Here is a 19,264-nt window from a genome sequence, read left to right on the forward strand (position 1 = left end):
ACCTGATGGACGCCATCACGCTGCGACCGGAAGACACGTTCGACAACATGTCCCACTACCTCGCCATCGTGAGCGCCCGCAGCCGGCTGAAGATGGCCGACAGCGACGATCAGTTGCGCAGCGAGGTCTCCTATCTCTGGGAAATCGCGCTTGGCATCGAGGAAGGCAATCTCTCGGCCGCGGAAAAGCGGCTGCGCCAGGCGCAGCAGGTGCTGCAGGACGCCATCAAGAATGGCGCCAGCGACGCTGAAATCGAAAAGGCGATGAAGGAACTGCGCGAGGCGATGAACCAGTTCCTGCAGGAATTCGCGGAACGCGCCAAGCAGAATCCCAGCGCACCGCAGATGCAGCAGAACGGCCAGGAACTGCGCCAGAGCGACATCGACCGCATGATGGACCAGATCGAGAATCTGGCGAAGTCGGGCGACCGCGACAAGGCCCAGCAATTGCTGTCGCAACTGCAGGACATGATGAACAATCTGCAGGCCGGCCGTCAGCAGCAAGGCGGCCAACAGGACAGCGAGATGCGCCAGCAGATGGACAAGCTCGGCGAGATCCTGCGGCGCCAGCAGGAGATGATGAACGACACCTTCCGCATGGACCAGATGCAGCGCGGCGAGCGCCAGCGCGGACAGAACCGCGACGAGCAGCTCGGCGAAGGCAACGGCCAGGGTGAGGACAAGCCAGGGGTCGGCGAGGACCGCGATCCGCTCGCCCGGCAAAAGCCGATGACACCGCAGGAATTCGCCGACGCGCTGAAACAGCTGCAGCAGGGACAGGGCCAGCTGAAAAGCGACCTCGGGCAGCTGAAGAAGGGCCTCGAAGGCATGGGCATGGAGCCTAATGAAGGATTTGGCGAGGCCGGCAAGTCCATGGGCAATGCCGAGCAGGCGCTCGGCGAAGGCCAAGGCGACGAGGCCGTCGGCCATCAGGGCCGGGCGCTGGAAGCGCTGCGCAAAGGCGCCAAGGACATGATGAAGCAGATGCAGGCCATGCAGGGCGACCAGGGCGGCAGCGAGCAAGGCGGCCGCCAGCAGAACGCCGATCGTGACCCGCTCGGCCGGCCGCGCGCCAGCCAGGGTCCCGATTTCGGCGATTCGGTGAAGGTGCCCGACGAGATCGACGTGCAGCGCGCCCGCCAGATTCTGGAAGCGATCCGCAAGCGGCTCGGCAATGCGCTCAGCCCCGACATCGAACGCAGCTATCTCGAACGGCTGCTCGAGCTGAAATAGGGATTGCCCGCCTCCCACCCCCCCCGAAAACCCTCTTCAACGGTTGCACCACCATGCCTAGACTTGGCGCCGTCACGCCCATCCTGCGCATCTTCGACATTGCCAAGGCGCGTGAATTCTATGTCGGCTTCCTCGGCTTCGAGGTGCAGTAGGAGCATCGCTTCGACGACAACGCGCCGCTTTACATGGCGATCGGCCGCGATGGCTGCGTCCTGCATCTCAGCGAACATCACGGCGACGGTGCACCCGGCATTGCCGTGCGCATCAAGGTCGAGGACATCGCCGCGCTGCATGGCGAACTGATCGGCAAGAAATACCGGTTCGCCAAGCCGGGCCTGGAAGAGACGCCGTGGAAGACCCGCGAGGTATCGGTCGCCGATCCATTCGGCAACCGCCTGCATTTCTATGAAGATGCCGCCGGCTGACTGAGCCTGTTGACGAACGCTTCGCGGATTGCCTCCTGCATACCGTCGATCGCCTCGCCTGACGCATTCGGGTTGCGGTGCATCACCACATTCGAGGAATCGATGGCGCCGAACCCGTCCGCGGTCGTCAGTTCACGGCAGCCGTCGGGAATGTTGCTGCGTGAAATCGGCGCGATCGCCAGTCCGGAGGTGACGGCGAGCTTGAGGCCGCCGGTGGTGTCGCTGGTATAGGCGACACGATAGGCAAGATCGCGTTGCTCCAGCGATTTGATGGCGAAGTCCTTGCACCAGCCGGCCCGGTTGTAGAGTGCGATCGGCACCGGCTGTTCCTCATGCATATGGTGCAGGGTCGACGTTACCCACACGGTCGGATCGTGCATCAGCACTTCGCCGCCGGCAGGATCCTGCCATTCAAACACCACGCACAGATCGAGTTCGCCGGCGGCAAGCGCGGCTATCTGTGCCCCCGAATGCGCATAGCGCACGGTGACCTCGACCTGTGTATGGCGCTTCGAAAAGGCACCGAGCGCGCGCGACAGGATGGCGTGGCCATACTCCTCGGGAATGCCGATGCGCACCGGCCCGCCGAGCGGCGGCGCCGCCATCGACGCCGACGTCTCGTCGAGCAGCGAGACAATGCGGCGGGCGTTGACGATGAGTTCGCCGCCGCGCCGCGTCAGCGCGACGCCGCGCGAACCGCGCTCGAACAGACTGTCGCCAATCAGCTCTTCGAGCTTCTTCATCTGCATCGACACCGCCGACTGGGTGCGGCCGGCCTGCTCCGCCGCCTTGGTGAAATTGCCGGTCTCGGCAATCGCCACGAAGGTGCGCAGGAGGTCGCTGTCGAGGGTCGGTCGCATGAAATCCGCCATAAGGAAATTTGATCGCTGGCATCATTCCAATTCGTTTGCAACATGTCAAACGCAGGATGATAGTGGCCACGCCCATTGGATATGCGACTGCGAAATCAGCCGCGGACCAATCAAGAGTCCTCACTCGTGCCCGCTGCCCGAAACGGTGGCGGGTTCTTTTTTCACTTGCACAAGCGTGCTTGCGGGCGCGGTACTGGAGCCTGGAATCCTCATGCAGAACCGGATGGTGCGCGGCATCCTGAGCCTGTGTCTGGGCGTGCTGGTCTTCTCGCTGCAGGATCCGCTCGTCAAAGCCGTGTCGAGCTTCTATCCGGTGACCGAGGTGATGGCGATCCGCTCGATCGTCGCCCTGCCGATCCTGATCTTTCTGGTCCATGCCGATGTCGGCTTGCGGGCGATCCTGTCGAGGCGATTCGGCATGCTTACTGTGCGCGCCTTCATCCAGTTCACCTCCTATACGGTGTACTATCTGGCCATCGCTGCCTTGCCGCTGGCCGATGCGGTGGCGCTCTACTTCATGGCGCCGCTGTTCATCATGGCGCTGGCCGGGCCGTATCTTGGCGAGCGCGTCTCCTGGCGGACGCTGGCGACCGTGCTGATCGGGCTGTTCGGCGTCCTCGTGATGCTGCGCCCGGGCGCCGGGCTGTTCGACTGGGCGGCGCTGCTGTCACTGGGCTCGGCGGCGCTCTATGGTTTTTCGCAGTTGATGGCCCGCAAGATCGGCGATACCGAATCGTCCACCGTCATGGCCTTCTATCAGAACGGCGCCTATCTGGTTGGCGCCGCCGTGGTGGCCGGCGCGTTTCACCTTGCTGGCATAACTCACGCCGTCCACCCGAGCCTGGAATTCCTGGTGCGGCCCTGGCTGTGGCCGACGCTGCCCGATTTTCTCAAGATGGCGGCCTGCGGTTTCGTCGCTTCGGCAGGTATGATCTTGCTGTCGCAGGCCTACCGGATGGCGCCGGCCAACCGCGTTGCCACTTTCGAATACACCGGCATCCTGTGGTCGCCGCTGTGGGGTTTCCTGTTCTTCGCCGAAGTACCACGGTCGACAACCGTGATCGGTGCTGCCTTGATCATCGGCGCCGGCCTGATGGCGCTCAACACCGAACGGCGCAAGAGCGCTGCACCCGTGCTCACTGCTGCCGATCCAGCCTGATCAGGCGAAGCAGATCAGCGCCCGTTCGACGCGCGAGCGGATTTCGGCCAGCGTAAAAGGCTTCTGCACGACATCGAGGATAATGCCGTTCAATTCCTCGGCACGCTCGCGCTGGTCGGCATAGCCGGTCATCAGCATGATCTTCATCGATGGGAAGAGCGCTGCCGCCGCGATCGCCATCTCGATGCCGTCCATCTCCGGCATGCGGATGTCGGAGACGACAAGATCGTAGCCGCCACGCGCGGCCTGGATCAGCGAAAGCCCTTGCGCGCCGTCCGCCGCGATATCGATTGTGTGCCCGGCGCGTTCAAGCGCGCGGGCTGCCAGGGTGCGGACGGACTCATCGTCCTCGACGATCAGAAGCTTTGCCATGGCCGGCATATTTGGCGCTGAAAAGTTGACTTTTCCTGAAAGCGCGCAGCATCGCCAAGCATTTTTGATGTCGCTCACACGTCCCCTTTGACGACGCCGACAAACGGCAACTCGCGAAAAGCGTGGGCAACGTCCATGCCGTAGCCGACGACGAAATAGTCGGGGCAGTCGAAGCCGACATAGTCGGCATTGAGCGCGGTCTGGCGGCGCATGCGCTTGTCGAGCAGCACCGCGATGGAACAGCTCTTGGCGCCCCGCGACAGCATCAGGTCGCGGGTGAAGCTCAGCGTCTTGCCCGATTCGAGAATGTCGTCGATCAACAGCACGTCACGGCCGGCGACCTCATTGTCGATGTCGCGCAGCACCCTCACCTCGCCGCTGGTGGTGCCGGCGCCGTAGCTGGAGATGAAGATGAATTCGACCTCGGGCGACAGGCCGACATCGTGCATGGCGCGGATGAGATCGGCGGCGAAGATGAACGAGCCCTTCAGCACCGAGATCACCAGCAAATCGTGATAATCGTGGCCGGCGATCTCCTTGGCAAGCTCGAGATTGCGCCGCGCGATCGCCGATGCCGAAAACAGGACTTCGATGTCCTTGCCGCGTACGATGGGCATTGGTGGTCTTTCCCCGGTGATCGCCTATTGGGCGAAAGTGACCAAAACGGTCCTTACGCCGTTCTTAGGCACGTCGAGCCGGCTGGCAAAGCCGAATCTTTCGCCGGACGCCAGCGCGCGGCCGGATGTCCCCAACGTATAGCGGGTTGTGCGCCCGTCATTGCCAGTCACCCGGATTTCGAGCGGCGGCAACTGCGCCGGTTTCGCACCGTCATTGACGGCCTCACCATCGACGAATAGCGCGGGGTTCGGCCCGGAGGCGTCGACGCGTGATGTGACGCCCGAAATGCTGAGCGCCGAGGCCTGCGCACCGGACAGGAACGGCGCCTGGCGCATCAACGCATGCCCGCCGGAGACCCAGAAGGCGGCCAGCGCGGCGCCGATGCCCGCGATCCAGAAGATCGGCCCGCCTCGCGAGGCCGGCGGCCGTTCCGCCGGGGCCTCGGGCTTGCGCAGCATATCCATGCCCTCGATGGGCGGTGTGACGATCGCGCGCGGCAGCGGTGAAACGCTTTCCACGGCAGGGACAAGACGTGGCATCACCACGTAGTCGGCATCGACGATGTCGACAGCCGAACCACGCATGAACCGGTCCGTAGCGGCAATTGCCGCCGGATCGGTCATGATTTCGCCGGAAACCGGGCGCGCGGTTCGATCGTCAGGCATCATGGCCCCAGCATTGCAGCACGTGTTCGCTTTTCGTTTCTTTTGCGTAAACATAAATGGTTAACGCTTCCCCACTGGAGCCCTCGTGACGAGCCGAAAGAGCCTAGGAATTAACCGCCGGTTAACCATGCCGGCCGATGGTCTTTACCCAGAACAGGCCGGCTCGCCGCCGTGCCGAATTTCAGGTCGCCGAAATTGATTCGTTTCGAAAATGTCGGCCTCCGCTATGGCATGGGTCCGGAAATCCTCCGCGACATCTCCCTGCACATTCCGGAGCGCTCCTTCCAGTTCCTCAGCGGGCCTTCGGGCGCCGGCAAGACGACCTTGCTGCGCCTGCTGTTCATGTCGCTGAAGCCAACGCGCGGGCTGATCACCATCTTCGGCAAGGATCGCTCACGCATCTCGCGTACCGAACTGCCGCATCTGCGGCGCCGCATCGGCGTGGTGTTCCAGGACTTTCGCCTGCTCGACCACATGACCACCTACGAGAACGTCGCGCTGCCTTTGCGCGTACGCGGGCGCGAGGAGGCGAGCTACCGCACCGATGTCACCGAGCTGTTGAAGTGGGTCGGGCTGGGCGAACGCATGCATGTGCTGCCGCCAGTTCTGTCCGGCGGCGAGAAGCAGCGCGCGGCGATCGCGCGTGCGCTGATCGAGCAGCCGGAAATCCTGCTCGCCGACGAGCCGACCGGCAATGTCGATCCGCCGCTGGCGCGACGCCTGCTGCGGCTGTTCATCGAGCTCAACCGTCTGGGCACCGCCGTGGTCATCGCCACCCACGACCTCGGCCTGATGGAACAGGTCGACGCGCGCCGCATGATCCTGGCCGGCGGAAGGCTGGACATCTATGACTGAGCTGTCCGCCGACCATCTTGTGGAACGAGAGCAGGACGCCGAGGCGAGCGAGGCAAAGCCGCGCGCCCAGCGCAGGATGGCGCCGATCGTGCCGGCGCAGAACATCGCGGGCCGGGCGCTGGTGCTGGTCATCGCCATCATGACCTTCCTGTCCTGCCTGACCTTCGGCGCGGTGACGCTGGTGCGCGACACCGCGTCTGTCTGGGAGAACCAGATCTCGCGCGAGGCGACGATCCAGGTCAAGCCGGTCGACGGCCTGGACATGGAGGCAGCCCTTGCCCAGGCCTCGCAGATCGCCGGCGAGTTTCCCGGCGTCAAAGCAACCAAGATCATCGATCGCGAGGCAACCGCGAGGCTGCTGGAGCCATGGCTGGGTTCAGGCCTCAACATCGACGAGCTACCGGTGCCGCGCCTGATCATCGTCACCATCGACGAGAACAGCCCGCCCGATTTCGCCGCCATGCGCGCCGCGATCACACCGAAACTGCCGAGCGCATCGCTCGACGATCACCGCACCTGGGTCGACCGGCTGGTCGCCATGGCCCGCACCACGGTGACCATCGGCATCGCCGTGCTGGCGCTGATGCTGTCGGCGACGGTGCTGACCGTGGTGTTCGCAACGCGCGGCGCCATGGCCGGCAACGGCCACATCATCGAGGTGCTGCATTTCGTCGGCGCCGAGGCACAATTCATCGCACGCGAATTCCGCCGTCATTTCCTGGTCACCGGCATGAAGGGCGCGGCGGCCGGCGGGGCGGCGGCAGTGCTCGTCTTCATCGTCTTTTCCTGGTGGTCGTCGCGCAACATGGCGACACCGCAGGCCGACCAGGCAACCGCCCTATTCGGCAATTTCGCCATCGGTTCGGCAGGCTATCTCGGTGTCGTCTTGATGGTGCTGGTGATCGGCGGGCTCACGGCTGCGACGTCCCACGCCACCGTCGTTGCCTATCTCAGCGACATCGATGTCCGCCAACCGGATGCAGGGTGATCCATGTCGCCCAAAAGTGGGAACCGGTTTTGGGACAACGGCATGGATAAGACAGGGTGATCACGGATGGAGAATTCACGTAACGCAAAGTGCGTCTTTTACCTACCCAAGGGCGCATTTCAGGACTAACCATATGGCTATGGACGCGCGGGAATCGACCGGTACGGCTGGGCAGATGCCAGTGGTGGTTGCCCGTTCGCATGACCGTAGCACGGTGAGCCGTCTAAGGGCCGCGTTGCGCCTATCCGCTCTCTCTGTGCTCATCCTCGCAACTTTGTTTGCCGGCGGCTTCGGCTGGTTCGCCAACAAGGTCAGTCACCTGACAACGCCCGCCAACCCGGCCAAGGCAGACGCGATCATCGTGCTGACCGGCGGCCAGTCCCGCCTTGATGCCGCGATGGATCTGCTGGCGTCCGGCAAGGGCGAGCGGCTGCTGATCAGCGGTGTGCATCCTTCCGCCAGCCGTCGCCAGTTGCAGGCGGCGACCGGTGGTGACGTCAGGCTGTTCTCCTGCTGTGTCGACATCGACCGCGCTGCGCTCGACACGATCGGCAATGCCGAGGAAAGCGCCAAATGGGTCGAGAGCCATGCCTATGGCACGGTGATCCTCGTCACCAACAATTATCATATGCCGCGCAGCCTGCTTGAGATGGGCCGGCTGCTGCACGGCGCCAAGCTCGAGCCCTATCCGGTGGTCAATTCCAACCTCGACAATGGCGGCTGGCTGACCAAGCCGCGGGCCTTGCGGGTGCTGTTCACCGAATACAACAAATATTTGCTGGCGCTGGCGCGCGGCATCGTGCCGGTCAAGCCGACGCCCAACGGCATCGCGCTGGCCGAAACCGCGGCCGGCGGCTGATCATTCCCCTGCGGCGGCGCCTGAATTCCCCTTGAGACGTGCGATCTCCTGTTCAAGTCGCTCGATGCGCTTGTCCCTCTCGCCGAGTGCGGCCGCCACGTCGGCTGCCTCGAACCGTTGCGGGATATGTTGCGGGCAATTGGCGTCCCAGGTCGAGACCGTGAACAGGATGACCTGCTCGGGGCGCGCCTTGTAATCCTGCGGCATCAGCTTCGCCATCAGTTCGGCATCGTTCTCGACGACGCGCGCAGTACCCCAGAGCTTGATGCGCTGGCGGTGCATGTAGTCGATCAGGAACAGGAAGGCCTGCGGATTGTCGGCCAGATTGCCCTGCGTGATGAACTGCCGGTTGCCGGCAAAATCCGCGAAGCCGATCGTGTGTTCATCCAGCACCTTGAGGAAGCCGGCAGGCCCGCCGCGATGCTGGATATAGGGCTGGCCATCGCCATTGGCCGTCGACAGGAAGACGCTGGTCTGCATCTCGATGAAGGCGGCAAGGTCAGGGGTGATGACAGCTTGCCAGCCGCCACGCTCCTCGACTCGGGCATAGGATTGGCGTGAGCCCTTGCGGGCCTGGATCGCCTTGACCGTCGGCGTGAAGGCGACGTCGCTGGTGAAAGCATGCGCGTTCATCGAAACCTCCTTGCCCGGAACGGGAATTCATCCAAAGCCCGAGTTCCTACAATGTTGGGTGATCGTCCGGCCGCTGGCCGAGCAGACGATCAGCCCGTGCAGGCAGGCCGACACATCGAATATAGAGCCTTCCATCAATGAAATGCAGATGGCATATTCGTAACCTGTCCTCCCATTTTTCGGAAGAAGCTATGGATCGTCTCGAAGCCATGTCGCTCTTTGTCGCCGCGGTGGAGGCCGGCAGCCTTTCCGAGGCCAGCCGCCGTTTCGGCATTCCGCTGGCGACGGTCAGCCGCAAGATTTCCGATCTTGAGCGCCACCTGAACACACGCCTCCTGAACCGCTCGACGCGCAGGCTTACGCCGACCGATGCCGGCCAGGCCTATCTTGCCGCCTGCCGCCGCATCCTCGACGAGGTCGGTGAGGCCGAACGCACGGCAGCCGGCGAATACAGCGCGCCGACCGGCGAACTGGCCATCACCGCGCCGGTCGTCTTTGGCCGCCTGCATGTGCTGCCGGTCGTCACCGGTTTCCTCGCCGCCTATCCCGACGTGGACATCCGCCTGACGCTGGCAGACCGCATAACCCAGCTGGTCGAGGACCATTTCGATCTCGCCATCCGCATCGGCCAACTGCCCGATTCGAGCCTGGTCGCCATTGGCGTCGGCGCGATCCGCCGCGTCGTGTGCGCCAACCCCGCCTATCTGGCCGAGCATGGCACGCCGACGACCCTGGAAGATCTCGGAACACACAGCTGCATCACCTTCGAGAGGCTTGCTTCCGCCACCACCTGGAGCTTCACCAGGGGCAAGGCCGAAATCCCGATTCAGGTTCGCTCACGGCTTCAGGTCAACACCGCCGAAGCGGCCATCGATGCAGCGATTGCCGGCGTCGGGCTGACACGGGTGCTTTCCTACCAGATCGAAGCCGCACAGCGGTCCGGCACGCTGCGCGTCCTGCTGCAGGAGTTCGAGCCAAAGCCATGGCCGGTAAGCCTGGTGCATGCAGGCCACGGCCTGCTGCCGGTCAAGCTGCGCGCATTCCTCGATTTTGCCGCCCCACGCCTGAAGGAGCGATTGGCGCGACTGATGTAGCGGAATCGGGCCGCTCGCCGATCGACGGATCGCTCATCTTCGCCGATCAGAGCGCCCGACGGCCATTTCCTTTTTCCCCGCGCTTGGTGTAACCAACGCTCACCTCCTGACCGGGCCTCCCCCAATGCTCTATTTCAGATCACTGACGTTCAATTTCGTCTTCTACGTCAACCTGATCGTCCAGATGATCCTCTGGACCCCCTATTACTTCCTGTCGCCCCGTCACCGCGCCTGGTTCGTGCCGAAATTCTGGTCGCGCACCTCGATGTGGCTTTATGACAAGATCGCCGGAACGAAGAACGACATCACCGGCCAGGAAAACCTGCCCGAGGGCTCCTTCATCCTGGCGCCAAAGCACCAGTCGTTCTGGGATGCGATCGCCTTCTTCCCCTTCCTTCAGGACCCGCTCTACATCCTGAAGCGCGAGCTGACCTGGATCCCGTTCTTCGGCTGGTACATCATGAAGATGCGCATGATCCCGGTTCATCGCGGCAGCCGCTCTAAAGCGCTGAAGGCCGTGGTCGCTGCAACCAAGGAGGAGATGGCCCGCAACCCTCGCCAGCTCATCATCTACCCCGAAGGTACAAGACGCGCGCCGGGCGACGAGCCGGCCTACAAATATGGCATCGTCGAAATCTATGCGCAGCTTGGCATTCCGGTGGTGCCGGTTGCCCATGTCGCCGGCCTCTATTGGCCACGCCGCAAATTCCTGCGCTATCCCGGCACCATCAAGGCGCGCTTCCTGCCGCCGATTCCACCGGGACTGAGCAAGGACGAATTCATGGCCCGGCTGATCGGTGAGACCGAGGCTGCCTGCGACCAGTTCCTGATTGATGCGGCGCGCGGCCCGAACCCACCTGCCTTGCCGCCGACAGCGATGAAAAGGCTGCAAGAGTTGGACGCGGCTGCAAGAACCAAAGTCTGAACCGGAAGTCTCCGGCCGGCAGGTCTCAACCGAACACGGCCAGCGCAGTGGTCAACACCAGCGTCGCGGCAAAGACCAGATTGATGACCCGCGAAGCCGCCGGCCGGCGCAGGAAGCGCGCGAAAGCTGCCCCCGCGACAAGCCACAGAGCGTGGATGGCAACGATCATCAGGGCAAGAGCCGCCAGCTTCAGCCATAGACCAAGCTCAGCGGCGCCCTGTTTCGACGAGGCACCGGCAAACACGGCGGCGATCGCCACATAGGCCTTTGGATTGGCGACCGCGAGAAGAAACCCAGCCAGCCATGTTGGGCGCGAAGCTTCGGCGGCACGTGCTGCCAAGGGCGGGGCCGTGGCGATCTTGAAGGCGAGATAGAGGATGTAGGCGGCGGACGCGACAGCCAGCAACGGCGCCAGCTTCGGCATCGACGAGAGCACCGCCATAACCCCCGTCGCGACGACCAAAAGCACGGCGATCGTGCCCAGGATGATCCCCCAGGCATAGCCCAGCGAATGGCGCAAACCGAAGGCCGCACCGGCCGCGGTCACGCTTATCGTTGCCGGCCCCGGGCTGCCCATGACAACGGCGGAGGCAAGCACCAGCGCGAGCAGCTGGCGCCAAAAGTCCGGCTGCGAAGGAAGCGGCTCAGTCATCTCACCCTCTGCCTTGCCCCGTGCGAAGGAGGCTATGGCAAGACAAGAGGGTCGTCTTGGACGTTCGTGCGAGGAGCGGCCGCCGAAAACGTCAGCCGCTCGCTTTGTCGAGTTCGGCCATGTCGGCGCCGCTCAGTTTCAGTGACGCCGCCTTGATCAGGCTGTCCATCTGCTCGGGCTTGGTCGCACTGGCGATCGGCGCGGTAACGCCTGGCCGCGCGATAACCCAGGCAAGCGCCACCTCCGCCTGCTTGGCCGAATGCCTGGCGGAAACCGCGTCGAGGGCTGCAAGGATGCGCATGCCGCGCGCGTTGAGGTAGTCTTTCACCCCACCGCCACGCGGGCTTTGACCGAGATCGGCCTCGCTGCGGTATTTGCCGCTGAGAAAACCCTTGGCCAGGCTGAAATAGGTGATGACGCCGATGTCCTCGGCCACGCACAGATCGCGCAGCGGCCCGTCAAAGGACGAGCGATCGTAGAGATTGTATTCCGGCTGCAGCACCTCGTAGCGCGGCAGGCTTCGCAGGCTCGCCACATCAAGCGCGGCACGCAACTGGCCGGCGTCGAGGTTCGAGCAGCCGGCATAGCGGATCTTGCCCTTGGCGAGCAGCTTCTCGTAGGCGCCAAGGGTTTCCTCATAGGGCGTCGTCGGGTCCGGCCAATGCGACAGATAGAGGTCGATGACATCGGTCTGCAGCCGCTTCAGCGATGCATCTACGGCCTTTTCGATGTAGGCGGCGGACAGGTCCTTGTGTCCTTGCCCCATATCCGAACCGACCTTGGTGATCACCACGACCTTGTCACGATTGCCCCGGTCTTTCATCCACTTGCCAATGATGGTTTCCGACTCACCGCCCTTGTGGCCAGAGACCCAGCGCGAATAGGCGTCCGCCGTATCGATAGCGTTGAGGCCGGCCCCGACGAAGCGGTCGAGCAGGTCGAACGAGGTTTTCTCGTCGGCGGTCCAGCCGAAGACATTGCCGCCCAGAACCAGCGGCGCGATGGACAGGTCGGTGCGACCGAGACGGCGTTTCTGCAAGGCGTATCTCCAGGATGATTGGGGTGGGCGAATGCGGCCCACTGGCTGAGGTTCGAAGCCTAACTAGGTCTTGCCTGATCGAGGTCAAAGGCCTGGCCGCCTTTTTCCGCAGAGCCAGCTTCACAAAGGCGCGACCTGCCTGGCGACATCCTCCAGCCAGTGGTCGCGGATGCCCAGCGCCTTGAGATGCTCCAGCGTGCTGAGCACATAATCTTCGTTGATGCCGGATTGGCCGACGGCACCGCGCACCACCGCCGCCGCATGTGCCGCATCGAGCGCGCCGGCATATTGCTCGTGCTGGCGGTCGACGATGTAGGTCACCGCTTCGACCGTGCGGCCGCTGTCGAGGCGAACCTTGAGCATACGCTCGAGATAGACATTGGTGACCAGCTCGCGCTCGCGCAGATAGGTGATGACCTCGTCGCGCAAGCCGCCGGGAACGCGGAACGCCAGGCCGATGCAGGAGCCGCCGCGGTCGAGGCCGAGTACCAGCCCCGGTCGTTCACGCGTGCCGCGATGCACGAAGGAATAGACGCAGAGCGACCGGCGATAGCCGTGCAGACGGGCGCGTTGTGTCTCGACATGCGCGAAACCCGGCCGCCAAATCAGCGAACCATAGCCAAACACCCAAAAATCGCCCATATCGCCGCGCCTGATTGCAAAAGAATGGCAGCACCACAGGGAATCGGTGTTTTTTCCGCCCTTCTCTGTCTACCTATTCGTCTCTGTCTACCTGTTGTTGGCGGAATCGACTGTCCGTCCGCAACACCCTTGCGTTAACGAGAGCCAAAGCATGACGTCAAGTGACGAACGCCAGCCGAGTAACAACGGTCGCCGCCTGTTCTGGCTTGCAGCGTTCATCGTCGTGCTGTTCGCCATCTACAGCGGCGGCTGGTTCTATCTGGCTGACCGGGTGAGGACCGAGGCCGACAAGGCGGTCGCCACGCTGAACAAGACTGGCGTCGAAGCCGGCTGCGCCAACCTGCAGGTCAGCGGCTATCCCCTGAGCTTTAGCGTCTCCTGCGACAACCTGGCCTACGAGGACGATGCCAAAAACATCGCCGCTTCGGCCGGCAGCTTCAACGCAGCCGCCCAGATCATCCAGCCTCTGTCACCGGTAGCCAATCTGCGCGGTCCGCTCAGGACCTCCGTTCCGGACATGGTGCCGCTCTGGATCGACTGGGACAATCTGCAAGCCAACGTCAAATTGTGGTGGCCGCTACCGCAGCGGATTTCTCTGGAGGCGGAGGGCCTGTCCGGCCAGACCGATCCAGCCGACGACACCGATCCGATGCAACTGTTCAGCGCCGGCAAGGCATCAGGTCAGTTGCAGCCGAACGGCGGAGATATCGACTATATCGGCAGTTTTGGCGATCTCGAGATAGATCCCGACGCGATCGGCGGGCGCGTGCTGCCGGCGCTCGATGCCAGCGGCGACGTCACGCTGAAGAACGGCGTCGCGCTGATCGGCACGCAAGTGAAAAGCCTGCGCGGCCAGGCGATCGAAATCCGCAACCTCGACCTGTCGTCGGGCACGGCGCGCATCACCGTTTCGGGACCGCTGTCGGTCGATGCCGAGGGCCTTATCAACGCCGATCTGATGATCAGGCTGAAGGATCCGAAGGCGGTGGCGGCGATCCTCGGCGCCGCCATACCCGAGCAGAAAAGCCAGATCGAGCAGGGCTTTGCTGCCTTGGCGGTGCTCGGCAACGAACCGTCGATGCCGCTGAAGGTGGTCAAGGGCAAGGCCTCGCTCGGCTTCATTCCGCTGGGCAAGATCAAGCCGGTGGAATAGCGTTGCCATGGCAAGACCCGTGAGGTTGCTGAGTGTTGGCGCACTGACGTTGGACACCATCCTGCGTGTCGAGACACTGCCCATGCATCATGGAAAGTTCATCGCCTCCGACGGCGTCCAGATCGCCTCGGGCATGGCGACGAGCGCTGCCTGCGCGGCCCACCGCCTGGGTGCCGAGGTATCGCTGTGGGCGAGTGCCGGCGACGATGCCGTCGCCGACCAGCTCATCGCCGGCATCGAGGCCGAGGGCGTCGATTGCACCTTTGTGCGCCGCGTCAGAGGCGCCCGCTCGGCGCTGGCCTCGATCCTGGTCGACGCGCATGGCGAGCGCATCATCGTGCCGTTCTATGACAGACTTGCCCACGCCGATCCCGAAGCCTTGCCGGTCGCTGACCTCATGGCATTCGACGCCGTACTGGTCGATGTCCGCTGGCCGGGTGCGGCAGCACTTGCCCTGAAGGCGGCCCGCGCCATGGGCCGTCCGGCGATCCTCGATGCCGACACCGCACGGCTGGAGGTCCTGGAACAGCTGTTGCCGCTCGCCACGCACATCGTCGCTTCGGAGCCGGCGGCGCGCATTGTCTGCGGCCAGGCGCTCGATCCGGAAACGGCTTGCGCCGATCTCGCCAGCCGCACCGACGCCTTTGTCGCGGTGACCGGCGGCGCGGCGGGGAGCTGGTGGCACGACCGTTCCGCAGGCTGTGTACGCCATGTCGCGGCGCCGAAAATCAAGGCCGTCGACACGTTGGCCGCCGGCGATGTCTTTCACGGCGCCTTCGCCGTCGGGCTGGCGGAAGCCATGCCGGTCGAGCAGGCTTTGCGCTTTGCCAGTGCGGCCGCCGCGCTCAAATGCCTGCGCTTCGGCGGCAGGCTGGGCGCGCCGGACCGCGCCGAGACTCTGGCCATGGTCGCTGCGACCTGGCCGACATCCCGACAAGGCTAAGGGAGCTGAGATTCAGGTCAGGCCGAGTCGAAAATGGCTGAGACCGAGAACCGGAGCGGAGCGTACTTGAAGTACGTGAGCACAGTTCTACCGCGACGCGGTGGAACGGGGAAGCGCAGGTATCCGCCATTTGCAGGCCGGCCTCACCTGAATATCAGCTCCCTTTAGGGTGTTCGACCGCCTGACGGCCAAAATCGGGCACGTCGATGTCCTGGCCGGCCTCGATGATCGAGCGGCGCACGGCGCGGGTGCGGGTGAACAGGTCGAAGAGTTTTTCGCCATCGCCCCAGCGGATCGCGCGTTGCAGCGACGCCAGATCTTCCGAGAACCGCGCCAGCATTTCGAGGATGGCGTCCTTGTTGTGCAGGCACACGTCGCGCCACATGGTCGGGTCGGAAGCGGCAAGGCGGGTGAAGTCGCGAAAGCCCGAAGCCGAATATTTGATCACTTCGGATTTGGTCACCGACTGCAGATCATCGGCGGTGCCGACGATGTTGTAGGCGATGATGTGCGGCAGGTGCGAGACGATGGCCAGCGTCATGTCGTGATGCTGAGGGTCCATCGTGTCGATGTTGGCGCCGCAGCGCCGCCAGAATTCCGACAGCCTCTCCAGCGCGTCCGGATCGGTGTCGGGCACCGGCGTGAAGATGCACCAGCGATTGTCGAACAGGTCGGCGAAACCGGCATCGGGGCCGGATTTTTCGGTGCCCGCCAGTGGGTGACCGGGAATGAAATGGACGCCGGCCGGCACATAAGGCTGCATCTGCGCGATGACCGATGCCTTGGTCGAGCCGACATCGGTGAGGATCGCGCCCGGCTTCAGCGCCGGCGCGATTTCCTCGGCGACCGCGCCGGATGAGCCAACCGGCACCGAGACGATGACCAGATCGGCATCGCGGACCGCTTCTCTCGCATCGGTCGTGTAGGAATCACCCAGCCCAAGCTCCTCAGCCCGCGCCAGCGTCGCGGCGCTGCGGGTGGAAATGGCGACGTGACGGGCGAGGCCCTCGCGGCGGATGACGCGGGCCAGCGACGAGCCGATCAGGCCGATGCCGACCAGCGCGATCTTTTCAAACATCGGTGATGTCATGGTGTTCTAGCTTTTCAGGAATGTCGTGAGAGCGGCGACAACGCCGCGATTGGCCTCTTCAGTGCCGACGGTCATGCGCAGCGCGTTGGGAAAGCCGTAGCCGGAAACGCGCCGCAATATATAGCCGTGCGCCGTCAGATAGTCGTCCGCCGCCGCTGCGGAATGTTTCTTGTCCTCGGGAAAATGAATGAGGATGAAATTGCCGACGCTGGGCGTCACCCGCAAACCGAGCCCTGTCATCTGTTCGCTCAGCCAAGCCAGCCAGGTCTCGTTGTGCGTCACGCTGCGCTCGACATGAGCGCGGTCCCGGATCGCGGCGATGCCGGCCTCGATCGCCGTCGCATTGACATTGAAGGGCCCCCGCACGCGGTTGATGGCGTCGACGATGTGCATCGGCGCATACATCCAGCCGATCCGCGCACCGCCGAGGCCTATCTTGGAGAAGGTACGGGTCATCACCACGTTCTCGGCGCTGCTGACCAGCTCGATGCCGGCTTCATAGTCGTTGCGGCGGACATATTCGGCATAGGCCGCGTCGAGCACCAGAAGCACGTGCCTGGGCAGGCCGGCATGCAAGCGGCGCACCTCCTGGAACGGCACATAGGTGCCGGTCGGGTTGTTGGGGTTGGCGAGGAACACGATCTTGGTGCGCGGCGTGACGGCGGCCAGGATGGCGTCAATATCGGCGCGCTCGTCTGTTTCCTTGATCGTCACCGGAACGGCGCCAGCCGACTGGATGTAGATTTTGTAGACCATGAAGGCGTGTTCGGTGATGACAGCCTCGTCGCCGGGCGCCAGATAGGTCTGTGCCAGCAGGCCGAGGATTTCGTCGGAGCCATTGGAACAGATGATGTTCTGCGGGTTGAGGCCGTGCACCTCGGCGATCGCTTCGCGCAGCCGCCTGGCGGTGCCGTCGGGATAGACGTCGAGCTTGCCGGCAATTTCACGCGCGGCTTCGATCGCCTTCGGCGACGGACCGAGCGGGTTCTCGTTCGAGGACAGCTTGTAGACCTTGGCGACGCCGGCAGGCGCCGTGCTCTTGCCCGGCACATAGGCGTCGATGTCCATGATGCCCGCGCGCGGGGTTGGACGTGCCTTGTCCGGTGTCTGGCTCATGTCGCAAAATCCGTCGAGAACGCTTCCTGAGGGAAGCCGCAGCGGAAATACAAGCCGTGGCCCGCAATGTCGAGAGGTGACAGCCACCGGACCAAGGCTGGCCGTTGACGCCGGCGCGCCACAGCCGTAGAAGAGGTGCGAACTTCCGTGGTGATTTGGCCGGTCGGCTTGCAGCCACGTTAAACAACTTGCTAAAGGGCCGTTTGCATCCTGTAACCGGCTTTGCGACTGCAATGCCGGTTTTTTGTTGTCCGCGACCGGCCGGACATCGGCATCGATTTTCGAAAGCGCGGTGCCGTGGATTCAAAGTGTGAGATGGATGTCATGGCCGTTCTGCGCGCCCGCAAAACCAACAACGAGGCCGACCAACCGTCGAGCCCGGTTTTGCGTTTTGGCTCCGACAAGCCGCTCAAGCTGGATGCCGGCACACTGCTGTCGCCGTTCCAGATCGCCTACCAGACCTACGGCACGCTGAATGACGCTCGCTCCAACGCCATCCTCGTCTGCCATGCGCTGACCGGCGACCAGCATGTCGCCAGCACCAATCCGGTGACCGGCAAGCCGGGCTGGTGGGAAGTGCTGATCGGCCCCGGCAAGATCATCGACACCAACCGCTTCTTCGTCATCTGCTCCAACGTCATCGGCGGTTGTCTTGGGTCCACCGGACCGGCCTCGACCAATCCCGCCACCGGCAAGCCCTATGGGCTCGACCTGCCAATCATCACCATCCGCGACATGGTGCGCGCGCAGCAGATGCTGATCGACCATTTCGGCATCGAGAAACTGTTTTGCGTGCTCGGCGGCTCGATGGGCGGCATGCAGGTGCTGGAATGGGCGTCGAGCTATCCGGAGCGCGTCTTCTCGGCGCTGCCGATCGCCACCGGCGCGCGCCATTCCTCGCAGAACATCGCCTTCCACGAGGTCGGAAGGCAAGCTGTCATGGCCGATCCGGACTGGCATGGCGGCAAATATTTCGAGCACGGCAAACGCCCGGAAAAGGGCCTGGCGGTGGCGCGCATGGCCGCCCACATCACCTATCTGTCGGAAGCCGCCCTGCACCGGAAGTTCGGCCGCAATCTGCAGGATCGCGAAGCGCTGACCTTCGGCTTCGACGCCGACTTCCAGATCGAAAGCTATCTGCGCCACCAGGGCATGACCTTCGTCGATCGCTTCGACGCCAATTCCTACCTCTACATGACGCGGTCGATGGACTATTTCGACCTCGCCGCCGATCATGGCGGTCGGTTGGCCGATGCCTTCGCAGGCACCAGAACCCGCTTCTGCCTGGTGTCCTTCACCTCGGACTGGCTGTTCCCGACCGAGGAGAGTCGCTCGATCGTGCACGCACTCAACGCGGCCGGCGCATCGGTATCCTTCGTCGAGATCGAGACCGACCGCGGCCACGATGCCTTCCTGCTCGACGAGCCGGAACTGTTTGCCGCCATCAACGGCTTCATCGGATCGGCGGCCCGGGCGAGAGGGCTCAGCGCATGACCCCGAAAAATTGCAGACTTTTCGGATCGGGATCATGCGCCAGGCAGGAGGCGAAGCCATGAGTGTCAACCGCGACCAGCGCGTCGACCTCGAGGTCGTCGCCAACCTCATCCCACCGCAGTCGCGCGTGCTCGACGTCGGTTCCGGCGACGGCTCGCTGCTCGAACTGCTGCAGGACACCAAGCAGGTCGACGGCCGTGGACTGGAGCTGTCGCAGCGCGGCGTCAACGAATGCGTGGCGCGCGGCCTCTCGGTTATCCAGGGCGATGCCGACAAGGACCTCGAATTCTATCCCGACAAGGGCTTTGACTTCGTCGTCCTGTCGCAGACGCTGCAGGCCACCCGCAACCCGAAGCTGGTGCTCGACGAACTGCTCAGGATCGGCAACCGCGCCATCGTGTCCTTCCCCAATTTCGGCCATTGGCGGGTGCGCCTGTC

At 63.8% G+C, this 19,264-nt stretch carries 21 protein-coding genes, 1 pseudogene and 1 riboswitch; of the genes and pseudogenes, 12 read left to right on the forward strand and 10 right to left on the reverse strand.

The features are described from left to right. Together EN993_RS15790 and EN993_RS15795 are read left to right on the forward strand one after the other, a co-directional pair. A partial coding sequence (locus EN993_RS15790; RefSeq protein WP_127264057.1) for a TIGR02302 family protein occupies positions 1-1,232 on the forward strand: 1,232 nt, incomplete at its 5' end. A gap of 53 nt (positions 1,233-1,285) precedes the next feature. After that, a pseudogene (locus EN993_RS15795) lies at positions 1,286-1,657 on the forward strand (glyoxalase superfamily protein). On the opposite strand, the gene EN993_RS15800 reads toward EN993_RS15795, so the two are convergent. Further along, positions 1,636-2,517 carry a LysR family transcriptional regulator gene (locus EN993_RS15800; RefSeq protein WP_127264059.1) on the reverse strand — a complete coding sequence of 294 codons (882 nt, stop codon included), beginning with the start codon at positions 2,515-2,517 and terminating at the stop codon, positions 1,636-1,638. The pseudogene EN993_RS15795 and the gene EN993_RS15800 sit on opposite strands and share 22 nt — an antisense overlap. Positions 2,518-2,740: 223 nt before the next feature. Here EN993_RS15800 and EN993_RS15805 point away from each other — a divergent pair, with 223 nt between their 5' ends. Further along, positions 2,741-3,688 (forward strand): DMT family transporter, encoded by a 948-nt coding sequence (locus EN993_RS15805; protein ID WP_164757677.1) that lies wholly within the window; start codon positions 2,741-2,743, stop codon positions 3,686-3,688. Here EN993_RS15805 and EN993_RS15810 read toward each other — a convergent pair whose 3' ends face one another. The 3 genes from EN993_RS15810 to EN993_RS15820 all read right to left on the reverse strand — a co-directional run bounded on the left by EN993_RS15810 (position 3,689) and on the right by EN993_RS15820 (position 5,346). Beyond that, positions 3,689-4,060, reverse strand: a complete 372-nt coding sequence (locus tag EN993_RS15810; protein WP_164548794.1) for a response regulator — start codon at positions 4,058-4,060, stop codon at positions 3,689-3,691. A 74-nt stretch (positions 4,061-4,134) separates the two neighbouring features. Beyond that, entirely contained in the window at positions 4,135-4,677 is a 543-nt protein-coding gene (gene hpt / locus EN993_RS15815) for a hypoxanthine phosphoribosyltransferase (RefSeq protein WP_056583612.1), read from the reverse strand. A gap of 24 nt (positions 4,678-4,701) precedes the next feature. Further along, the gene (locus EN993_RS15820; protein ID WP_127264061.1) at positions 4,702-5,346 is read right to left on the reverse strand and encodes a hypothetical protein; all 645 of its coding nucleotides are present in this window, start codon (positions 5,344-5,346) and stop codon (positions 4,702-4,704) included. A gap of 192 nt (positions 5,347-5,538) precedes the next feature. Between EN993_RS15820 and ftsE the strand changes: the two genes are divergently transcribed. The 3 genes from ftsE to EN993_RS15835 all read left to right on the forward strand — a co-directional run bounded on the left by ftsE (position 5,539) and on the right by EN993_RS15835 (position 8,045). Then, positions 5,539-6,198 carry a cell division ATP-binding protein FtsE gene (gene ftsE / locus EN993_RS15825; RefSeq protein WP_010911739.1) on the forward strand — a complete coding sequence of 220 codons (660 nt, stop codon included), beginning with the start codon at positions 5,539-5,541 and terminating at the stop codon, positions 6,196-6,198. Continuing rightward, on the forward strand, positions 6,191-7,186 hold the full coding sequence (locus tag EN993_RS15830; protein ID WP_126070678.1) for an ABC transporter permease: 996 nt from the start codon (positions 6,191-6,193) through the stop codon (positions 7,184-7,186). Before ftsE ends, EN993_RS15830 begins: the two co-directional genes overlap by 8 nt. Before the next feature lie 133 nt (positions 7,187-7,319). Then, complete coding sequence (locus tag EN993_RS15835; protein ID WP_109671635.1) at positions 7,320-8,045, forward strand: YdcF family protein; 726 nt, start codon at positions 7,320-7,322, stop codon at positions 8,043-8,045. Here EN993_RS15835 and EN993_RS15840 read toward each other — a convergent pair whose 3' ends face one another. Continuing rightward, the gene (locus EN993_RS15840; RefSeq protein WP_109671634.1) at positions 8,046-8,678 is read right to left on the reverse strand and encodes a pyridoxamine 5'-phosphate oxidase family protein; all 633 of its coding nucleotides are present in this window, start codon (positions 8,676-8,678) and stop codon (positions 8,046-8,048) included. Positions 8,679-8,869: 191 nt separating this feature from the next. Between EN993_RS15840 and EN993_RS15845 the strand changes: the two genes are divergently transcribed. Continuing rightward, complete coding sequence (locus EN993_RS15845) at positions 8,870-9,772, forward strand: LysR family transcriptional regulator (RefSeq protein WP_126070680.1); 903 nt, start codon at positions 8,870-8,872, stop codon at positions 9,770-9,772. A 124-nt stretch (positions 9,773-9,896) separates the two neighbouring features. Continuing rightward, positions 9,897-10,697 carry a 1-acyl-sn-glycerol-3-phosphate acyltransferase gene (locus EN993_RS15850; RefSeq protein ID WP_127264063.1) on the forward strand — a complete coding sequence of 267 codons (801 nt, stop codon included), beginning with the start codon at positions 9,897-9,899 and terminating at the stop codon, positions 10,695-10,697. Between the two features lie 25 nt (positions 10,698-10,722). Here the strand turns inward: EN993_RS15850 and EN993_RS15855 are convergent, their stop codons facing one another. From EN993_RS15855 to EN993_RS15865, 3 genes are all read right to left on the reverse strand, one after another. Then, positions 10,723-11,349 carry a LysE family translocator gene (locus tag EN993_RS15855; RefSeq protein WP_127264065.1) on the reverse strand — a complete coding sequence of 209 codons (627 nt, stop codon included), beginning with the start codon at positions 11,347-11,349 and terminating at the stop codon, positions 10,723-10,725. A gap of 91 nt (positions 11,350-11,440) precedes the next feature. Continuing rightward, complete coding sequence (locus tag EN993_RS15860) at positions 11,441-12,388, reverse strand: aldo/keto reductase (RefSeq protein ID WP_127264067.1); 948 nt, start codon at positions 12,386-12,388, stop codon at positions 11,441-11,443. A 120-nt stretch (positions 12,389-12,508) separates the two neighbouring features. Further along, positions 12,509-13,030: a gamma-glutamylcyclotransferase gene (locus EN993_RS15865; protein WP_109671627.1), complete on the reverse strand. Its 522-nt coding sequence runs from the start codon at positions 13,028-13,030 to the stop codon at positions 12,509-12,511. Positions 13,031-13,181: 151 nt separating this feature from the next. Here EN993_RS15865 and EN993_RS15870 point away from each other — a divergent pair, with 151 nt between their 5' ends. Continuing rightward, positions 13,182-14,183 carry a DUF2125 domain-containing protein gene (locus EN993_RS15870; RefSeq protein WP_127264069.1) on the forward strand — a complete coding sequence of 334 codons (1,002 nt, stop codon included), beginning with the start codon at positions 13,182-13,184 and terminating at the stop codon, positions 14,181-14,183. 7 nt (positions 14,184-14,190) lie between these two features. Then, positions 14,191-15,126, forward strand: a complete 936-nt coding sequence (locus EN993_RS15875) for a sugar kinase (protein WP_127264071.1) — start codon at positions 14,191-14,193, stop codon at positions 15,124-15,126. A 154-nt stretch (positions 15,127-15,280) separates the two neighbouring features. Here the strand turns inward: EN993_RS15875 and EN993_RS15880 are convergent, their stop codons facing one another. Continuing rightward, complete coding sequence (locus tag EN993_RS15880) at positions 15,281-16,216, reverse strand: prephenate/arogenate dehydrogenase family protein (RefSeq protein WP_206532373.1); 936 nt, start codon at positions 16,214-16,216, stop codon at positions 15,281-15,283. A 6-nt stretch (positions 16,217-16,222) separates the two neighbouring features. Beyond that, complete coding sequence (gene hisC, locus EN993_RS15885; RefSeq protein WP_109671623.1) at positions 16,223-17,332, reverse strand: histidinol-phosphate transaminase; 1,110 nt, start codon at positions 17,330-17,332, stop codon at positions 16,223-16,225. A gap of 137 nt (positions 17,333-17,469) precedes the next feature. After that, a riboswitch (SAM riboswitch) is annotated at positions 17,470-17,547 on the forward strand. A 109-nt stretch (positions 17,548-17,656) separates the two neighbouring features. Between hisC and EN993_RS15890 the strand changes: the two genes are divergently transcribed. Further along, complete coding sequence (locus tag EN993_RS15890) at positions 17,657-18,826, forward strand: homoserine O-acetyltransferase (RefSeq protein WP_127264072.1); 1,170 nt, start codon at positions 17,657-17,659, stop codon at positions 18,824-18,826. Between the two features lie 58 nt (positions 18,827-18,884). Continuing rightward, on the forward strand, positions 18,885-19,264 hold a 380-nt coding region (metW, locus tag EN993_RS15895), incomplete at its 3' end, for a methionine biosynthesis protein MetW (RefSeq protein WP_127264074.1).

It is taken from the genome of Mesorhizobium sp. M7D.F.Ca.US.004.01.2.1 (assembly GCF_003997785.1).
GTDB lineage: Bacteria > Pseudomonadota > Alphaproteobacteria > Rhizobiales > Rhizobiaceae > Mesorhizobium > Mesorhizobium loti.